The sequence below is a fragment of the Cupriavidus sp. 96C5-1 genome (genome assembly GCF_057798855.1).
The window spans coordinates 87,754-104,003 of sequence record NZ_JBYOJU010000023.1 but is presented as its reverse complement, the minus strand read 5'-3'; the positions used below and the strand labels follow the sequence as shown (position 1 = coordinate 104,003).

Below are 16,250 nucleotides of genomic sequence, written 5' to 3'. Positions count from 1 at the left end.
CCCGTCAAGCTGATTCAGCGGCTCCGGCGCACTCGCAACACTTCAGCGAACCGGCCCTGCGTTCATGTCCATCGACGGCAGCCGCCGTCGATGCTCCTGGGACCTAGACCGTTGGGCGCGGTGGAATCGGCAAGCTTTTATTTGAAGATTTCGTGACAAGGAATGGCGACGCGAGCAGCGGCTGCATGGCGCAGCAAAAACGCCGTGCGAAGACGGCGTTTGAGGGAGGCGAATGCAAGGCAAGCCATGCCGGTGCCGACGTCCATGCTTGATCAGCTGAGCAGCACGATACCGCCTGGCAACGACCGCACCTCGAGCCCCAGCGAGCGCTGCATCTGCAGGATCGCCTTGTCGAGCGACCGGATCTGGAAGCGGCCGGTCACATGCCTGGCCGCCACCTGCTTGTCCAGCAGCACCACCCTGCCCGGACGATAGCGATTGATCTCCTCGACGACCTGCCACAACGGCGCTTCGCTGAAGCGCAGATAGCCTTGGCGCCATGCCGGCATTCCCATCGCATCGACGCTCACGACAGGCCCGAGGGATTGGCTGTCGTAGCTCAGTTGCTGCCTGCCATTCAGGATCGCGGTGCCCGCGGCATGCGTCACCTGCACCTGGCCCTCGATGCAGGTCACGCACGCACCCGCCGGCGTCACCCGCACCTCGAAGCGTGCGTTCTGCGTCAGCGCGCGCCCGGGTCCGGCAACCACCGCGAAGGGACGGGGCGCGTCCATCGTATCGATGGCGGCCTCGCCCGCGATCAGGTCGATGCCCTGCACGCTGCCCTGGCCGGAACGCACGGCGATGCTGGTGCGGGTATTCAGCTCCACGGTCACGTCCTGCGCCAGCGCCAGCCGGCGCTGCTCGCCCGTCGTCGTCCGGTAGTCCGCGCGCAGTTCGCCAACCGAAGGCCACAGGCCCAGCGGCGGATGAACGAATGCCACCGCCGCCGCCGCCGTGGCACACAAGGCGCCCCCCAGGAACGCGCGCCGCCCCCGGATCGGCGCGCGTGCGCGCTGGGCGCCGGCGGCGCGCGAAGCGCCCGGGTTGCGCGCCATCGCCAGCTCGCCGGCCTGGCCCAGTTGCTCCCAGCCGCGCTGCGCCGAGGCAAGGGCTGCCTTGTGTGCCGGGTCTGCCTGGCACCAGCGCCTGAGCGCCACGCCATCGGCGTGCGTCATCTCGCCCGCCGCGATGCGCCGCACCCAGGCCAGTGCCTGCCGCTCGACCGCGTCCAGCGCCCGTTCCCGTTGTAGCGGATGAATCATCGTTCGTATCATGGGGTCAAGCGAGCCACCGCCGCAGGTTGCCTGTAGACATGGACAAGACGGTTGAGAAGCCGTGGATCGGCATGTTTTATTTCATCCGTGCCCGGGGCATGTGGGCCATGCAGTACTCATGCGCCCGCTTGAGTTCGAGCCCGATCAGGCGCGGCGACACGCCGAAGCGGACCGCCGCCTCCTGGTTGGACAGATCATCCACCCGCACCGCCAGGAAGATGGCCCGCCGCCTCGGCGGCATGCTCTCGATGAGGCGGGCAACGGCTTCGACCTCGTCGCGCGCAGCCACCGTCTGCGCCGGCCCCGGCGCCGGGTCGACGAGCTCGGCCATCAGGGTCTCCATCTCCTCGGCGCTCATGTAGCGGCGGTCCCGCTGCAGGCGGTCCAGCGCCAGGTTGGTGGCCATGCGCATCAGGTAGGCGGCGGGACTCTTGACCGGCTCGGCCTGCTCGTTGCGCTCCTCCAGGTGCACCCAGGTATCGTGCAACGCATCGCTGGCCAGTTCGGCCGAGCCCAGGCGCCACGTCAGGCGCCGCTTCAAGTCCTGGTAGCGATGGGCGAGCAGGTCTCGCAATGCCGATCGGCTGGATTCGCTCATTTATCGGTTCGCCTGCCGGCCGCAGGGAAGCCTGCACGCATCGGTCTGCCCCGCCCCGGCCGCACAGCGCACGGGCTTGACCAGAAGCACGAAAGCCCTGGCCGGTTCGCTGGGGGGCTGGCCTAGATCGACGCGCTCCACGGTTTCCACAATGGCGGCGTCGCGTGCCTTGTTGCCGGTCGTGTCCAGGAGCCGGGCCTCCTGCACGTGGCCGGAAGGCGCCAGTTGCACATGGAGCGCGAGACGGTAATCCCCGAGTGCCAGGGACTTGCGCTCGCACAGCGCCTGGTAGACCCGCGACTGCACCAGGCCATCGTACTGCCGTGGCATCGCGGGGATGGCGGGGGCTGCTGCCGGATGCGAGCCCTGCGGCGCTGGCACCAGCACGAAGGCGTCGGCGGCGGCGGCCCGCACATTCAGACCCGTGCCTTCCAGCAGCCGGCGCAGCGCGGCCTCCGGGCTGAAGCTGCCGTGCACGGCGGTCGAGGTGCGGCCGTCCGCGAGTTCGGAAGGAAAGAAGACGGACAGGTTGGTCTGCGCGTCATATTGGGCCAAGGCTTGCTTCAGGGGCTGCGACGGCAGGTCGAACGTGATCTCTGCCGCCTGCCGTGTATCCGCCTGTTGCGCGAGGATTTGCCGGCAGGCAAGGCACAGGGCCAGGACCGCCATATAGCCGACCAGTGCGCGCGCACCGGTGGATGCGACCAAGCTTGCCATAGCGATCAGATGAGCTGTTTGTCGAGGAGTTCATGCCAGGCCGGACGGGTTGCCCGGTCGCATGCGTGGCTGCATGCCGGGCCACATCCTAGGCAGCCAATATGACGTCGCCATGAAGCCTGTACGCCATCGAAGTCAAAGACAGCGGCTTGGCTCACTCCTCCTGTCCTTCGCCGCGCAAGGCCCGCACCTCGATCGGGATAAACAGCCGCGCCGCGCCGCGCTGAACCAGCAAGGCCACCGCGCCGTCCGCGGCGCCCACCTCTTCGGCCAACCCTTCCACGCTATCGACCGGCTGGCCGTTGAGTGCGAGGATCACGTCGCCCGCGGCCACGCCCGCGCGCAATGCGGCCGCGTTGACGCGCTGCACCAGCAAGCCGCCGTCTATACGCAGCGCCTGCCGCTCTCGCGGCAACAGCGGCCTGACGATCATGCCCAGCGGCGCGGGCCCGGGCTGCGCCGCCTGCGCTATGCGGGGCGCGTCGAAGCGCTCCGGCGCCACCGCCAGCACCACCGGCGCGCGCTCCCGCCAGAGCCTGAACGGCACGGCCACGCCGGGCGGCAGATCGGCAATGAAGATGAGCGCATCGGCGGACTGCTCCACCTCGCGCCCCGCAACCTGCAGGATGACATCGCCCGCCTTCACGCCCGCCCGGTCGGCCGCGCCGCCGGGCTGGACATAGCTCACCAGCGCACCCGCCGGCCGGGGCAGGCGAAAGGAGGCGGCCAGGGCCTGGCTGACCTCCTGCACCGCCACGCCAATGCGTCCCCGCGTCACGGCGCCCTTGTGCTGCAGCTGTTCCTTGATGCGCATCGCCACATCGATCGGAATGGCGAACGACAGGCCCTGGTAGCCGCCGCTGCGGCTGTAGATGCGCGAGTTGACGCCGATCACCTCCCCCCGCAGGTTGAACAGCGGGCCGCCGGAGTTGCCGGGGTTGACCGGCACATCGGTCTGCAGGAATGGCATGTATTCGGCGCCCGGCAGCACCCGTCCCTTGGCGCTGACGATGCCGGCCGAGACCGAATTGCTGAAGCCGAAGGGCGACCCGATGGCGAGCGCCCAGTTGCCCACCTCGACACTGGCTGGATCGCCAATCTTCACTGTCGGCAGGCCGGTGGCGTCGATCTTGAGCAGGGCTACGTCGGCAACGGTATCGAGGCCGATCAGCCGCGCCTTGAACTCCCGCCGGTCGGTCAGCTTCACGCTGATCTGCGTGCCGCGCGCAACCACGTGCGCGTTGGTGAGGATAAAACCGTCGTCGCTGAGGATGAAGCCCGATCCCAGGCTGGTCTCATCGACATTGTCCTGGCCCGGCGCCATGCCGCGCAGCGGATCGGCATACAGGCGTGCGGGCGGCGCCTCGCGCGCCACGCCGATGTTCACCACGGCCGGCCCGTTCTCCCGGACCAGCCGGGAAAAATCGGGCGCCGCCCGCCACGATGCCGCCGCCTGCAGCGGCGCGCATCCGGCGGTGCCCGTCGCCAGCGAGAACAGCAGCGCGGTCGAGGCGATGGCCAGCAGGCAGCGGGCGAACCGGCTGCGGCTGGCGCGAGCGGGATTGTCCGCCGCGTCGGCCACCCGCCCGACACGGCCGCTCACGGCGAGCCACACGGGATTCGCCTGCCGGCCTGGATCCATCGGGGATTGCATCAGAATTCCTGCCTTTCCTCATTGCGCGTGCGGTCACGACATGCCGCAACGCCGTCCTGGATAGACGGAAGTCGCCTGCCGGGCCTGTCGATTGTCACGAAAAGTTCATGCGCGCGCCGCCGGGCATGCGAACAGGTTGCACGGGCAGGAAACCGCTGCGGCAAGCCCGTGCCTGCGCTGGCGCCAGCCGATGGCCCTCCACGGCGGCCGGCGGCAGCGCCACCGCGTCAACCGGCCACCGGGAATTCCAGCGCAAGTTCCAGCACGATCGGCTGGCGCATGTCCGGCGGGGGCGGCTCGGACAACGGCCGCATCGCCAGCAACGCACGCAGGTCGGCATCGGCCTGCGGATCGCCCAGCGAGGCAAACTCTACCCGCTCCACGCGGCCGGTCGGGGCGAACCAGACGCGCATCGTCAACGGCGGCGGCGGGTACTGGTGCGAAGCATGCAGCATGCGGTCCTGCATCCAGCCCTGCAAGCGCAGTACCGTCTCGTCGGTCTGGTCGCCCAGCCGCGCCTGGAACTGCGTGCTGGCCAGTTGGGCATAGCGGATCCAGTGCTGCGGGACCGGCTGCGCGGGCGTCTGCGTGGCGGCCTGGGCGGATGCCGGAGTGGCCGGCGATACTGCCGCCGTCAGCCCCAGGCCCGCCGCGCCAAGCGCCTTGAGCAGGCCACGCCAGCCGCGCCGGATGGCGGCACGCTGGCCGGCCAGGGTCAGGGACTGCGGGATGGATTCGGTTGGGGAGGGCATCGGGAGTCTTTTCTGTCGTCGTGATAGTAAGACGGAGTTCGTCGGGCCTGCGTGCGGTTTGTCACGGAAGCTTCATGCACCGCGCCGGGTGGGCGGCCTGTGCCGGGACACATCGCTACCCGGCCGATGCGCCGATGCGTCAGTGCAGCAGTTCGGCGCCGGCCGGCACCGCGCTCACGCACCGGGCCGACCTGACGATGAAGTCCAGCAGGTCCTGCACCGCCCGCTCCCAGCGCTCGATGGCGTTCAGGACGAAGCCTGGCGTCACGCCGCCCGCCAGGCTGATATCCATCTCCAGCATCAGGATGCCGTGCGCTTCGTACAGGCGCGTAAAGCGCCGGGTGCGATTCCAGTGGGCGATGCTCGCCGCGGGAACCACGCCGTCGGCGGGCAGGCCGGCGCAAAAACTGTAGTCGCGGTAGCGGTTCTCCCAGCCGGGGAACCGCTCGTCCCCCCGGATCGCGACTTCCGACCCGAGCTTTGCCACAAGGGCGCCGTTGCCGGCCACGCCGTCGATCCTGACCATGGGATAGCCGAAGTCATGCAGCATCCGCGCCAGCTCCACCGGCGACATATCGGTAATGAGAAGGGGCTCGTCATCCGGCGAGCCCATGCTCCAGCGCGGCTCAAGGTGGTCGCTCATGCGCTTGCTTTCCACTTCCAACGTTCGTCAGGTCACGCGCCCGGGGAAACGCCGTGCGCGTACGGCCGGCATCGAGGCTTCATGCGGTGGCGGCCGCCACCCCGGCTTCGGCATCCGCCTGCGTTGCGGCAGCGTCCTGCGCCGCGACAACTTCCGTTTCTGCCGGCGTTTCGGCAGCGGCAGGCTGGAAATTGCGCAGGTGAAGGAAGAACTGCCCCATCATCTGCGTCCATAGTTGCATCGCCACCGTGAGATAGTCGGGGCCCACGCCGCCGGATACCACCACGTCCATCTCCAGTACGAGGAATTCGCCATGCTGCGCGACGCGGGCAAAGCGCTTGCCACGGTGCCAATCGCCGAGAACGGCTTCCGGCACCGATCCGCCTTGCACCCGCAGCGGGCAGCTCAGCGTGAAATCCAGGTATGCGTCCGGCGCGATGGCATTGCCCCAGAGTACCTGGTAGCCAACGCCGTGGCTGGCGCTGTGCAGACGCACTACGCCATCCTGCTCGATGAGCGTGACAGCGCAGCCGGCCGCCTTGATGGCGCCGGAGACCTGGTCAGGCGTGACTGCCATCAGCAGCACCGGCTTTGCGTCTGCTGCGGTGTCGATGGGGGTTGCGATTGTGTTCATGGAAATTCCTGAGAGGAGAAAGCTTGCGCTAGGTTGCGTCGACGGCGCGGCGTTCGCCGCGCCGGAGCCGGTTCAGTTCGTTTTCTGCAGCACCGCGTCCAGTGCGGCGGTGTCGATATTCACGGAGGCCGCCGGGCCGAGATTGGCAAGATAGGCCTGCACGAGTTGCTGCTGGCGCTGCTGGCGCATCGCCGTCAGCAACTGCGGCTTGATCTCGTCCAGGGTGGCGGTGCGGCCGGCCTGCGAGTCCAGCAGCTTCACCACGTGAAAGCCCGCCGCCGATTGCACCGGCTCGCTCACCTGGCCAGCCTTGAGTCTGGCCACCACGTCGCGTACCTCGGGCAGCATCTGCGCCAGCGGCAGCGTGCCGACTTCCCCGCCACGCTCCGCGCCGCGCGGATCCTGCGATCTGGTTTTGGCAAGCGCGGCAAAATCGCCCTGCCGCGCCTGCGCTGCCAGCTTGCGCGCTTCGTCGCGAACCTTGGCGATGGCGGCGGCATCCGTACCCTGGGCAGCCAGGAAGATCTGCGCAACCCGGTAAGTCGCCGGCACCTGGAAGTTCGCCTTGCCTTCTTCGTAGGCCGCCTTGACCTCGGCCTCGGACGGATAGCCGGCAGGCACCTGGGTGACCGACTCCAGGTAGGTGGAGGAGACGATGCGGGCGGTGACTTCACGCACAGCGGCATCGACGCGCGCCTTGATCTCCGGCCGCTCCGCCCAGCCCTTGCCCTGGGCCTCGCGCAGCAACGCTTCGGCGGCCAGGCGCTGGCGCAGCCAGTTCTCGATGCCCGCGCGGTTGCTCCTGGCCGCGGCCCGCTCGGCCTCCGGCAAGCCTTGCAGCAAGCGCTCGACCTCTTCCTGGCCAACCGTGACCGCCCCGAGGCGCGCCACCACCGGGCCCGCTGCGGCCGGCTCCGCCGCCTGCACCGGCGCCGCGCTCAGCCATGAAGCCAACAGGATGCCGATGGCCGTGCGTGCGGGCGACACCATCGAGCGGACGCTCAAGTTCATTCGTTTCATCTGTATCAATACCCTGTCTTCGCGGAGCACGGGTGAATGCCGGCGGGCATCGGCGCAATCGCCCGGCCCGCGCAAAGCGCCCCGCTCCTGATTACAACCCAGCAACATGACAAAACACTCGCGCCCTAGCAACAAAAGGCTGGGCGACAACGCTGTGTATGGCCAATTGCCGGCGCTACGGCTCATGGGCGCGGCGCCTCCGCGGCGCCGCCAGCCGCCTGCGCGTCGGCCGGCGTGGCCGCTGCCGGGGCGGCCTGGGCCGCGCCGGCAGCGGTGAAGCGCCCTTCGTAGAGTTTGTCGCCATAGGCCTGCGCGATCTGCTCGAACTTGACGCGGCTCTGCGCGGCGAAGGGCTGGCGGGCAATCATCACCGTGCCGACATCCACCGTCTCATAGGCGCGCAGGATCTCCTGCCCGACCGCGTACAACTGCGCATTCTTGGCTTCGCACTGGGCCATCGCCCCTTGCTGCGCCTTGGTCTCGAGGGCCAGCCGCTGACGTTCGGCTTCCGCCGCGCGCGCCAGCTTCAGCAACTCGTCGTAGGCATTGCGGTATTGGGCGATCTGCGTGCCCGCCTTTTCCACTACCGCCTGGGCCTGTACCTGCGCCTGCTGATTCCTGTCGCTCAGCTTCTCGCGTTCCTGGCGTTCGGCGGCCAGTTGCGCGCGGGCGCGCTCGAGGTCTTTCCTGAGCGCTTCCGCGTCGGCCCCCGACGGCGCTGCGCCGGCATGCGGACCGCCTGCCTTGAGGATGGCCAGTTCGTTCTGCGCCTGCTGCAACTGCGTCGTCGTCACGCGCAACTGGGCGCGCAGGCGCTCTTCCATGGACTGGGCCTGCTGGGCATGGCCCGGCGCCGCGGCCATCGCGAGCATGGCGCACAGCGCCAGCGGCCGCCAGCCCTTGGCCGCGCGGGAAGGCGTGGCCTGGGCGGCGACGTGGAGGAATGATGTGGACACGGGATCCTCCTAGAAGCGCGTATTGATCTCGACCTGCAGGATGTCGATCGCCAGCGGCGGCCCGAAGACCTCCTTGGTCGACGTCCAGCGGCCGGTGACCCAGGTGTTCTTGTCGATGGCGTACGAGCCGCTCACGTAATAGCCGCGCGCATTGGTGCCGCCCAGGTGGAAGGTCGGGTCGTTGTAGGCATCCGGCATCGCGTCTGGCTCGATGCGCTTGTAGCCGGCCAGCACGTTCCAGTCGCCGCGGGCCGAAGGGCTGGGCTTGCCGAGCGTGGCCTGGAACATATAGGCATTGCCGCCGCTCTTGAAATCCGCGCGGGTGGTGCCGCCGCTGCCGCCGAAGTTGTTGACGATGCCGCCGTTGGCACGCGTGAACATGCCGTTCTCGTCGTAGGCCAGGTTGCGGACGTAGTTGGCGTCCAGGCGCAGGCCGTACCTGCCGGCCACCTTGGTTTCCCAGCGCATGTTCAGGTCAAGCAACTGGAACTTGGAGGCCAGCCCCACGAACTGCGGTTGCGGCGTGCCTGCCGGATCCAGCGGATTGAGCGCGATATTGCGCAACAGCATCAGCGTGTTGCCCTTTTGCATGAAGGCCGGGCGCGACCAGTCCGTGCTGCAGCCGTCGGCGCCCGCATAGAGGGCGCAAGGCTGGGACAGCCTGCCGCTGACGTTCCTGAAGTCGTAGTACGCCACCGCGCCGCGCAGGCGATTGTCGCTGTTGACCTTCCATTCCGCGCCGGCCTGTGCGCCCAGCAGCCACTTCTTCTCGCTGCCCATCTTGTTCTGGCTGCGGCTGGGGAAGCTGTCCGACGAATACTCGAGCGGCACCAGGCCAAGCGTGCCGAACAAGGTCACGTCCCGCTGCGGCAGCGCCTTTTCGAACTGCGCCGCCAGGCCATCGAAATTCAGGTCGTTGGAGAACAGCAGGTCGGAGGACACGAAGGGATTGCCGAAGCGGCCGCCGGTGATGTTGACCCACTCGGCAGGCTTGTACGACAGCCAGCCCTGGTCGAGCCAGACATTCTTCTTGGCCAGGCCGCCGCCGAGCGTCTGATTGGTCGATACCGGGCTGTCGTCGTTGCCGGTTGCCAGCCGCACGCCGGCGTGCGTGCTGTCGGAGATATCGGCGAGGATGCCGACCCGGGCACGGGCGCGCAGTATGTTGGGACGGTTCTGGCGGGTATTGAGCAGCGGTGGCAGCGAGAGGTTGGTGTTGGGGTTGACGTCGAAGCCGCTGCCCTGGTTGATCGCCGCCCAATCGATGGCGATATCGCTGTTGCCGCCGGAGAAGAAGCGCGATTCGTTGCGCACGCGGATATCGCCTTCGACGTGGATGCGCTTGGTCCATTCCGGCGTCTCGTTGGGCGCTGCCCAGCCCTCCGCTTTTGCCTGGGCCATGACCTGCCCTTTCACCTCGTCGCGGATCTCGTCGCGTACGGTCTCCGAGATATAGGGCACGCGCACGTCGCCCGGCTCCGGGCGAAGTCCGCCGGCGGCTGGCGCCGCTGCCAGCCGCTGCGCCTGCTGTGCGGCCATCGCCTCGGTCTGCGCCTGGGCCAGCAGCGCCTCGCCGGCGTCCTTGTTGAGGGCGCCGCTCTGGATCAGGCTGCGGATCAGCCTGACCATCGAGCTTTCGGCGGGAGCCGTGCTTTGTGCGTGGCCGGCGGCGCTCGCGCCCAGCAAGGCGATCGCCATGGCGGCGGCCAGGATCTGGGTCTTTCTTGCCGGCGCCGGTTGCTGGGAAGCGCGGCCCGCCGGCCATGCTGCGCCACGACCCGAATGGCGCTGAGGGATTGCTGGATGGTTCATCGTCTGTTCAGGAGTTTTTTATGGAATGGAATGGGGCATCAGCCATCAGGCATCGTCAGGGACGGCGCCCCTTGATCGACATCCGCATCGGGAAGCGCAGCGAAGCCGGCGGCCGCTCGTCGGCGCGGAAATCGCGCACCATGGCCAGTACGGCCTCGTCGGTCTGCGCGTTCCCGGTGCTGCGCACCAGTTGCGCGCGAGCCGCCCTGCCGTCGGCATCCAGCCAGAGTTCGATACGGATGTCTTCGAAGGCCAGCTGCCGGGTACGCGGATCCCGCGCGAACGCCTGCTGCAGCGCATTCGAGACGTAGCCTGAGTAAGAGCGGCTGCCCAGGCCACCGCCGCCACCGGTCATGCCGCCGCCGCGCCCGGCCTGGATGCCGAAGGCGTCCGTGCCGGCCTGTGCGGCGCCGTCGATGGTGACCGGGTCTCCCAGGTCCTTCGACGGGCTCGGCGGCGCATCGTCCTTCGGGGCTTCGAGCGGTTCGGCCGGCTTGGGCTCGGGTTCGGTCACCTCGGGCTTCACCTTTTCCGGCTCGGGCTCGGGCAGCTTCTCGGGTTCCGGCGGCGGGGGCGGCGGCGGCGGCAGCACCAGCATCGGGGTGGCGGCCACCTCTCGCCTGGTGCTGGCCGTATCGGACAGCAGGTGCCAGACAAAGCCCGCCAGCCCGGCAAGCACCAGCACGCCGATGGCCAGCCCGCCCCAGCGGCGCCACAGCGCGCGGGCGCGCTGTCCGGGGCCGCCCGGCGGTGGCGTTGGATCGTGACGTTTCACGCGACTCTCCTCACGCCGGCTTGCCGGTAACCAGGCCGATCTGGTTCAGGTCGATCCGCCTGAGCAAATCCAGCACTTCCACCACCTTGGCGTACTGCACGGCGGCGTCGCCGCGCACGATCACGGGAAAATCGGGCGTGAGGGCTTTCTCCGTGCGCAGGCGCTCCTCCAGCTCCGGCAGCGTCACAGGATAGGCATCGAGAAACACCTGCCCCGCGTTGTCGATCGTGATGGCCTTGGTCTTGGGCTTCTCCAGCGCGACGGACGCGCTGGCCTTGGGCAGGTCCACCTTGATGCCCGGGATGCTGGCATTGCTGGTGAGGATGAAGATCACCAGCACCACCAGCAGCACATCGACGAAGGGCGTGATGTTGATGCCGCCGGTGCGCTTCCTGGCGCCGAACTTGGCTGCGTTTGCCATGGTCGCTCGCCCCTTCAAGCCCGGTGCAGGGCAACGGGCGTACGGCGCCCCTCGCCCTGCTCTTCGGCCAGGCGCGTGGCGAATTCGTCGACGAACACCGCCATATCGGCGCCGATCGAATCCGCGCGCGAGGCCAGCCAGTTGTAGCCGAACAGCGCGGGAATCGCGACACCCAGGCCCGCGGCGGTACACAGCAGGGCCGCGGCCATGCCCGGCGCCACCGAGTTGATGTCCACCGCGCCGGCCATGGCCGCGACGACGAACACCAGCATGATCCCGATCACCGTGCCGAACAGGCCTACATAAGGCGCGCCTTCGATGGTCGTCGACAGCCAGTTCATGCGTCGCGCCATGCGTTCGGTCTCGCGCACCATCACGCCATCCATGGCCGCGCGGATCGCGCTGATGGTGGCGTCGGACACGGCATTGAGGTCGTAGCCCATCTGGTGGCGCCGGTGCATTTCCTCGATCGCCATTTCATACAGGCGCCACAGCGACGAGTTGGCCTTCACCTCTTCCGGGACCGTATTGCCCTTGGCGATCTGGTCCAGCGGCGCGCCGGAGGCCTTGCGGAAATGTCCCATGAATGCGGCATTGGCCCGCGAGATGGCGCCGTAGCTGCGGCCCTTGCTGATCATGATGGCCCAGGAGATCGCCATCATGATGCCGAGCAGGCCCACCACGATCCAGGCGTCAAGCGGCATGGCGGCCAGGATGAAACCGAAATGGCTCTTGCCGGCCTGCTGCTCGTCCGCGCCGAACACCGCCAGCCGCGATTCCGCGCCTTGCGACACGGCGTCCGCGAGGATCAGCGCATCCGGGCGGGCAACCTTGGACAGGCGCACTTCATCGATGGCGCCCGTGAACGGGGCCAGCGCGGCGGCATCCGTGCCGGCCGCGGTGTCGGCGCCCAAGGAGGCCGGCGTGTTCAAGGCCGGCAAACCCACCGCGAGCGAGGCGGCAGGACGACCGCCGACATAGAGCGCCACGCTCTTGCCATCGGACTTGAGCGCCAGGTGCGACCACTGGCCGGCCTGGACCGGCTGGCCGGGATTGCTGCGCTGGCCGTTGACCCGGACGAAAGGCACGCCCTGGTCGATGCCGATGACCAGTTCGCCCGCGCCATCGCGGCGGGCGTAGACGACTTGCTGCGGCCCGAGTTTCTCGGGGCGGACCCATGCGGAAAACCCGAACGGCGCCCCGGCGGCCAGCGCCAGCGACGGCGAGGCAGGCAGCACCAGCGGCGCGCCGCCAAGCTGCGCACCCTTGCCGATGACCGTGCCGTCGATGCTCACCACGGCGGTCTGGCTATGGTTGCCGTAGGCCGTGGTGTCGCGCGCCGGCACGCTGCCCTCGGCGAAGTGATAGACCAGCGTGTAGTCCGGGTCGAAGGTGCGCTGGCCATTGCCCGATGCCGGCGCCTTGGGGTTGCCGTAGTACATCCACAGCTTCTGCGGGCCGGCCGCCGAGACAGCAGGCACATCGACCCAGATCAGCGCGATGCCCAGCAGCGGATCGAACTGTTCGATCTGGTGGTTGAGCACCGTCTTGTCGTCGCCGGCGACGAAGCGCAGGTCCGCCCCGGTCTCGCTGACGCCTTCGAAACTGAAATTTCCGGTATGCAGGCGCAGCAGCACCGGCGTGCGGCCGGCGTCGCCGCCGATCGCGCCGCCCTTGGGGCCGGCGTCGATGGTGACAGGCTTGCGGTAAGCCCAGTCGGGCTGCCACCAGGCATGGGCCAGGTCCGGCAATAGCGTGCTCAACAGCGTAAGCACGAGCAAAAGAATGCGTCGCATGACAGAGGTTCTCCGTAAGCTCTTATGAAATGAAGTAAGGGGTTGGCATCGGGCGCGCCGGTCAGTAGCTGGCGGTGACACTGAAATTCACCCGCGGGTCGCCGCGCCCGGTGCGCGGCCCGGCCTTGAGCGGATAGCCCAGGTCCAGCCGGCCGGTGATCTTCTGGCCGAGGCGGAACGTGGTACCCAGGCCCACGGAGGCCAGCGAGAACTGGCTTTTCTGCTCCGGCAGCGGATCCCGCAACCGCACCTGTCCGCCGTCGGCGAACAGGTAGGCACGCCAGTTCTCCACGACGGCGCTGAAGAAGGTCAGCGGCGGCGTGCGCAGCTCGACCGAGCCGACCACGCCGTAGTCGCCCGTGGTCTCGGCCGCCAGGTAACCCCGCACCGAGTTCATGCCGCCGGCCGCGATCTGCTCGTTCGATACCAGCGGGGAATCGGTGATCTGGCCCGCCAGGCGCCAGCCGAGCTGGGCGTTGCCCGGGAGGTTGTACGAGCCATTGGTATCGGCCTTCAGCACCATGAAGCTGGGCGAGGCCTTGAAGCGCTTGTAGTCGAACTGCGCCGCGCTGCTGCCGTAGCCGAGGAAGCTGCGCGTACCCGCCACCAGCGACAGGTTCAGGCCGTATTGCCCCTGCTCGGTCTGCCCGAAGGCCGAGTACCCCAGCGTGATCGGCGCGTACTTGAGCGGCACCGTATCGCCGGCGCTGCCCAGCCGCGTGACTTCTTCGTTGTCCTTGAAGTCCACGCCCAGGCTGAATGCATGCCACCAGGCGCCGGTATTGGGAACGGTGTAGGTGCCTTTCAGCCCCACCGAGTGGCCCTTGCCCAGCACGTTGGTGCCCCCGACCGTCGCGACATTGCTGTCCGACACGTAGCCGGAAGCCTCCACCCCCCAGTTGGTCCCGCGGATGGGCGCCACGTACGAGCCGGACCAGACCTGGGTCTGCTTCAGGTCCTGCGGGGCGCCGAAGAAGCTGACGGACGCGCTGTGTCCCAGCTGCCAGAGATTGTCGTGACCGAGCGAGGCGGTGGCCCGCAGTTGCGAGGTGTCGGCGCTGTAGTCGTTGTTCAGGCCAACGCTGGCACGCCACGGGCTGCTGTCATCGACCTTGAGGTCGACATCCATGGTGCCGGCCATCGCGCCCTGCTTGACCAGCGGCATCACCTGCCGGTTCGCGCCACGGTTCAGCGCCGTGAGTTCGGTCTGCGCCTGGTTGAAATCCGGCACCACGCCCTCGGCCAGCGCCGGCACCTGCTCGCGCACCTCCAGCGGCGAGTTGTACTGCGCGCCAACCACGCGCACGCGCCCCACCCTGGTCTCGCTCACCTGCAGGAACACGACGCCACCATGCGCCTGCTGCTCGGGCAGATCGACGTACACCGACTGGAAACCCTTCGCCTGATAGGCCGCGAGCAGGGCATCGCGTGCGCCCTCGATATCCTTTATCGTGCGGCCCGGCCCTAGATAAGGCTTTACCGCACGCTCGATGGAACGCGCGTCCAGCACCGTATTGCCGCGCACGATGTATTCATTGATATCGACGCGGCGTTCCGCGTCGGGCTGCACGCTGGGCGCCGGCGGCTCCACCGCCGCCGCACCCTGCGCCATGGCGGTTCCCTGCACCCCTAGCCCCAGCACGGCCAGGCATACCGCCCTCCAGCACGGAGACGGATCTTTCTTCTTGTCATGCATGTGTTTACTCAGTTTTCCCCGCGAAGCAATCGCCGTCGTTTCCCTTGCGCCGGCGCCTCGAACCAATGGCAAGCCGTTGCAAGCCGTTGGTGGCATGAGGTCGCATCCGATAGCTGGACACGATGTGGTCATCGTTTCAGCGCTGCGTACGAAGGGTTAGACGAACGGCATGCGCGGAGACTGTCGTTTGTCACAAATTGTTCATGGGGGGCACGCCTCAGGCCGGCGATGCAGTGCCGGGCCGTACCCCGGAAGGAGGGATTGACCACCCTGGCAAGGGGCGGAAAGCCGCATTGAATCGAAAGACCTGTGTGAGTCCGGCGGTCGGCGCTACACTGCAGCCATCCCGCCTGCACCCGCCCGGCGGCAAACGATGAGGGAGTACAGAATGCGAAGCAGGCTGGCAGTTGCCCTGATTACCGTGGTTGCCGTGGGCGGCCTTGGCGCGGCGCCTTCCCCATCCGCGGCGGAGCCATCCCAGCCCGCGGCTGAAACCGCGGCAGGCTGCGTGGAAGTCGAGGTCAATGGCGTGCGGGCCCCGTCGTTTCCCTGCCTGACGCAGAAACTGCGTCCCCGGGCACAGCCGGCCGAAGGGCCCTCGGCGCAGCAGCTTGCCTCCGAAAAGATCGCGCAGCGGCCCGGCAACCAGCTGGGGCTCTTCAACTATTCGGCGACCAGCCAGCGTATGGGCAATACGTTTGGCACTAGCGTGCTGCCGCAGCGGCCGTCAGTGCCGACGGCCGGTCCGGCTGTCATTCCGCGGTCGCAGCCTTAGTGGCTGTGTATTTGGTTTTCAGTGGGACCTCTTGCTGTTGTAGGGACCTGATGATGGTCTGCAGGGCCTAAAGGCGGTGTGGTGTCGGGCTCTTGGGCTTGGGTGGGTTGGGACAGGTCTGCAGGGCCTAAAGGCGGAGTGGTGTCGGGCTCTTGGGCACATGGAGGTGTCACTTTTCTTTACTCGTAAAGAAAAGTAACCAAAAGAAAGCGATCCTTGCAGGAGGCTGGGTTATCGGGCTCGGTGGCTTTGCGGATTCGTGGTGGGCGCGTCAGTCCTGCCTGACTGCTGGCGCTACCGGCACGAACGGCATTGCCGCTGTGAATGACGGTGGTTTCATTGTATGACCCCTGAGTGGCGATCTCGCTTGCCCATTCAAGCATCTGCCGTTACCAGTTTATATGGCCACTCGAACACGAACGGCACTGGTTTCGTCGTGGGCGCGGTGGCTCCAGATTTGGGATATTCGCCTCAAGCGGGGCCACCGCGCCCACGACGAAACCAGCAAGGATCGGGAGGCAGTGGCCATGCGAACCGGTAACGGCAGATGCGTCAACCACCACGGGCCAGTGCCATCAGGGGCGCTATACTGAAACCAGCGCCATCCGCATTGGCAATGCCGTTCGCGCCGGTAGCGCCAGCAGTTCATTAGAACCGCCGCGCCCACCACGAATCCGCAAAGCCCCTGAGCCCGACAAGCCAGCCCCCCTGCAAGGGGTCGCTT

The 16,250-nt window shown here is 67.8% G+C and carries 17 protein-coding genes; 1 reads left to right on the top strand and 16 read right to left on the bottom strand.

Translation table 11 applies throughout. The features are described from left to right. Positions 1-137 precede the first annotated feature (137 nt). From AC3FOF_RS23665 to AC3FOF_RS23595, 15 genes are all read right to left on the bottom strand, one after another. Positions 138-266, bottom strand: a complete 129-nt coding sequence (locus AC3FOF_RS23665) for a hypothetical protein (protein WP_276269155.1) — start codon at positions 264-266, stop codon at positions 138-140. Positions 267-272: 6 nt separating this feature from the next. Next, positions 273-1,265: a FecR family protein gene (locus tag AC3FOF_RS23660; protein ID WP_488727934.1), complete on the bottom strand. Its 993-nt coding sequence runs from the start codon at positions 1,263-1,265 to the stop codon at positions 273-275. An 88-nt stretch (positions 1,266-1,353) separates the two neighbouring features. Then, positions 1,354-1,875 (bottom strand): RNA polymerase sigma factor, encoded by a 522-nt coding sequence (locus AC3FOF_RS23655; RefSeq protein WP_488727933.1) that lies wholly within the window; start codon positions 1,873-1,875, stop codon positions 1,354-1,356. After that, positions 1,876-2,592 (bottom strand): secretin and TonB N-terminal domain-containing protein, encoded by a 717-nt coding sequence (locus tag AC3FOF_RS23650; protein ID WP_488727932.1) that lies wholly within the window; start codon positions 2,590-2,592, stop codon positions 1,876-1,878. A 154-nt stretch (positions 2,593-2,746) separates the two neighbouring features. Further along, positions 2,747-4,246 carry a trypsin-like peptidase domain-containing protein gene (locus AC3FOF_RS23645; RefSeq protein WP_276266583.1) on the bottom strand — a complete coding sequence of 500 codons (1,500 nt, stop codon included), beginning with the start codon at positions 4,244-4,246 and terminating at the stop codon, positions 2,747-2,749. A gap of 227 nt (positions 4,247-4,473) precedes the next feature. Continuing rightward, positions 4,474-4,998 (bottom strand): YbaB/EbfC family DNA-binding protein, encoded by a 525-nt coding sequence (locus AC3FOF_RS23640; protein WP_488727931.1) that lies wholly within the window; start codon positions 4,996-4,998, stop codon positions 4,474-4,476. 139 nt (positions 4,999-5,137) lie between these two features. Continuing rightward, complete coding sequence (locus AC3FOF_RS23635; RefSeq protein ID WP_017225344.1) at positions 5,138-5,641, bottom strand: YbjN domain-containing protein; 504 nt, start codon at positions 5,639-5,641, stop codon at positions 5,138-5,140. A gap of 79 nt (positions 5,642-5,720) precedes the next feature. Beyond that, on the bottom strand, positions 5,721-6,275 hold the full coding sequence (locus tag AC3FOF_RS23630; RefSeq protein WP_488727930.1) for a YbjN domain-containing protein: 555 nt from the start codon (positions 6,273-6,275) through the stop codon (positions 5,721-5,723). A gap of 72 nt (positions 6,276-6,347) precedes the next feature. Beyond that, positions 6,348-7,286 (bottom strand): peptidylprolyl isomerase, encoded by a 939-nt coding sequence (locus tag AC3FOF_RS23625; protein WP_488727929.1) that lies wholly within the window; start codon positions 7,284-7,286, stop codon positions 6,348-6,350. 191 nt (positions 7,287-7,477) lie between these two features. Next, positions 7,478-8,251: a hypothetical protein gene (locus AC3FOF_RS23620; protein WP_488727928.1), complete on the bottom strand. Its 774-nt coding sequence runs from the start codon at positions 8,249-8,251 to the stop codon at positions 7,478-7,480. 9 nt (positions 8,252-8,260) lie between these two features. Continuing rightward, positions 8,261-10,063: a putative porin gene (locus tag AC3FOF_RS23615; RefSeq protein ID WP_488727927.1), complete on the bottom strand. Its 1,803-nt coding sequence runs from the start codon at positions 10,061-10,063 to the stop codon at positions 8,261-8,263. A 55-nt stretch (positions 10,064-10,118) separates the two neighbouring features. Further along, the gene (locus AC3FOF_RS23610; RefSeq protein WP_488727926.1) at positions 10,119-10,838 is read right to left on the bottom strand and encodes an energy transducer TonB; all 720 of its coding nucleotides are present in this window, start codon (positions 10,836-10,838) and stop codon (positions 10,119-10,121) included. Positions 10,839-10,848: 10 nt separating this feature from the next. After that, complete coding sequence (locus tag AC3FOF_RS23605) at positions 10,849-11,259, bottom strand: ExbD/TolR family protein (protein ID WP_017225559.1); 411 nt, start codon at positions 11,257-11,259, stop codon at positions 10,849-10,851. A 14-nt stretch (positions 11,260-11,273) separates the two neighbouring features. Then, positions 11,274-13,055 carry a DUF2341 domain-containing protein gene (locus AC3FOF_RS23600; RefSeq protein WP_488727925.1) on the bottom strand — a complete coding sequence of 594 codons (1,782 nt, stop codon included), beginning with the start codon at positions 13,053-13,055 and terminating at the stop codon, positions 11,274-11,276. Positions 13,056-13,116: 61 nt separating this feature from the next. Continuing rightward, positions 13,117-14,751 (bottom strand): ShlB/FhaC/HecB family hemolysin secretion/activation protein, encoded by a 1,635-nt coding sequence (locus AC3FOF_RS23595; protein WP_035808724.1) that lies wholly within the window; start codon positions 14,749-14,751, stop codon positions 13,117-13,119. A 388-nt stretch (positions 14,752-15,139) separates the two neighbouring features. Here AC3FOF_RS23595 and AC3FOF_RS23590 point away from each other — a divergent pair, with 388 nt between their 5' ends. Beyond that, on the top strand, positions 15,140-15,526 hold the full coding sequence (locus AC3FOF_RS23590; protein ID WP_017225562.1) for a hypothetical protein: 387 nt from the start codon (positions 15,140-15,142) through the stop codon (positions 15,524-15,526). 179 nt (positions 15,527-15,705) lie between these two features. Here the strand turns inward: AC3FOF_RS23590 and AC3FOF_RS23585 are convergent, their stop codons facing one another. Beyond that, positions 15,706-15,909 (bottom strand): hypothetical protein, encoded by a 204-nt coding sequence (locus tag AC3FOF_RS23585; protein WP_488727924.1) that lies wholly within the window; start codon positions 15,907-15,909, stop codon positions 15,706-15,708. Positions 15,910-16,250 lie beyond the last annotated feature (341 nt).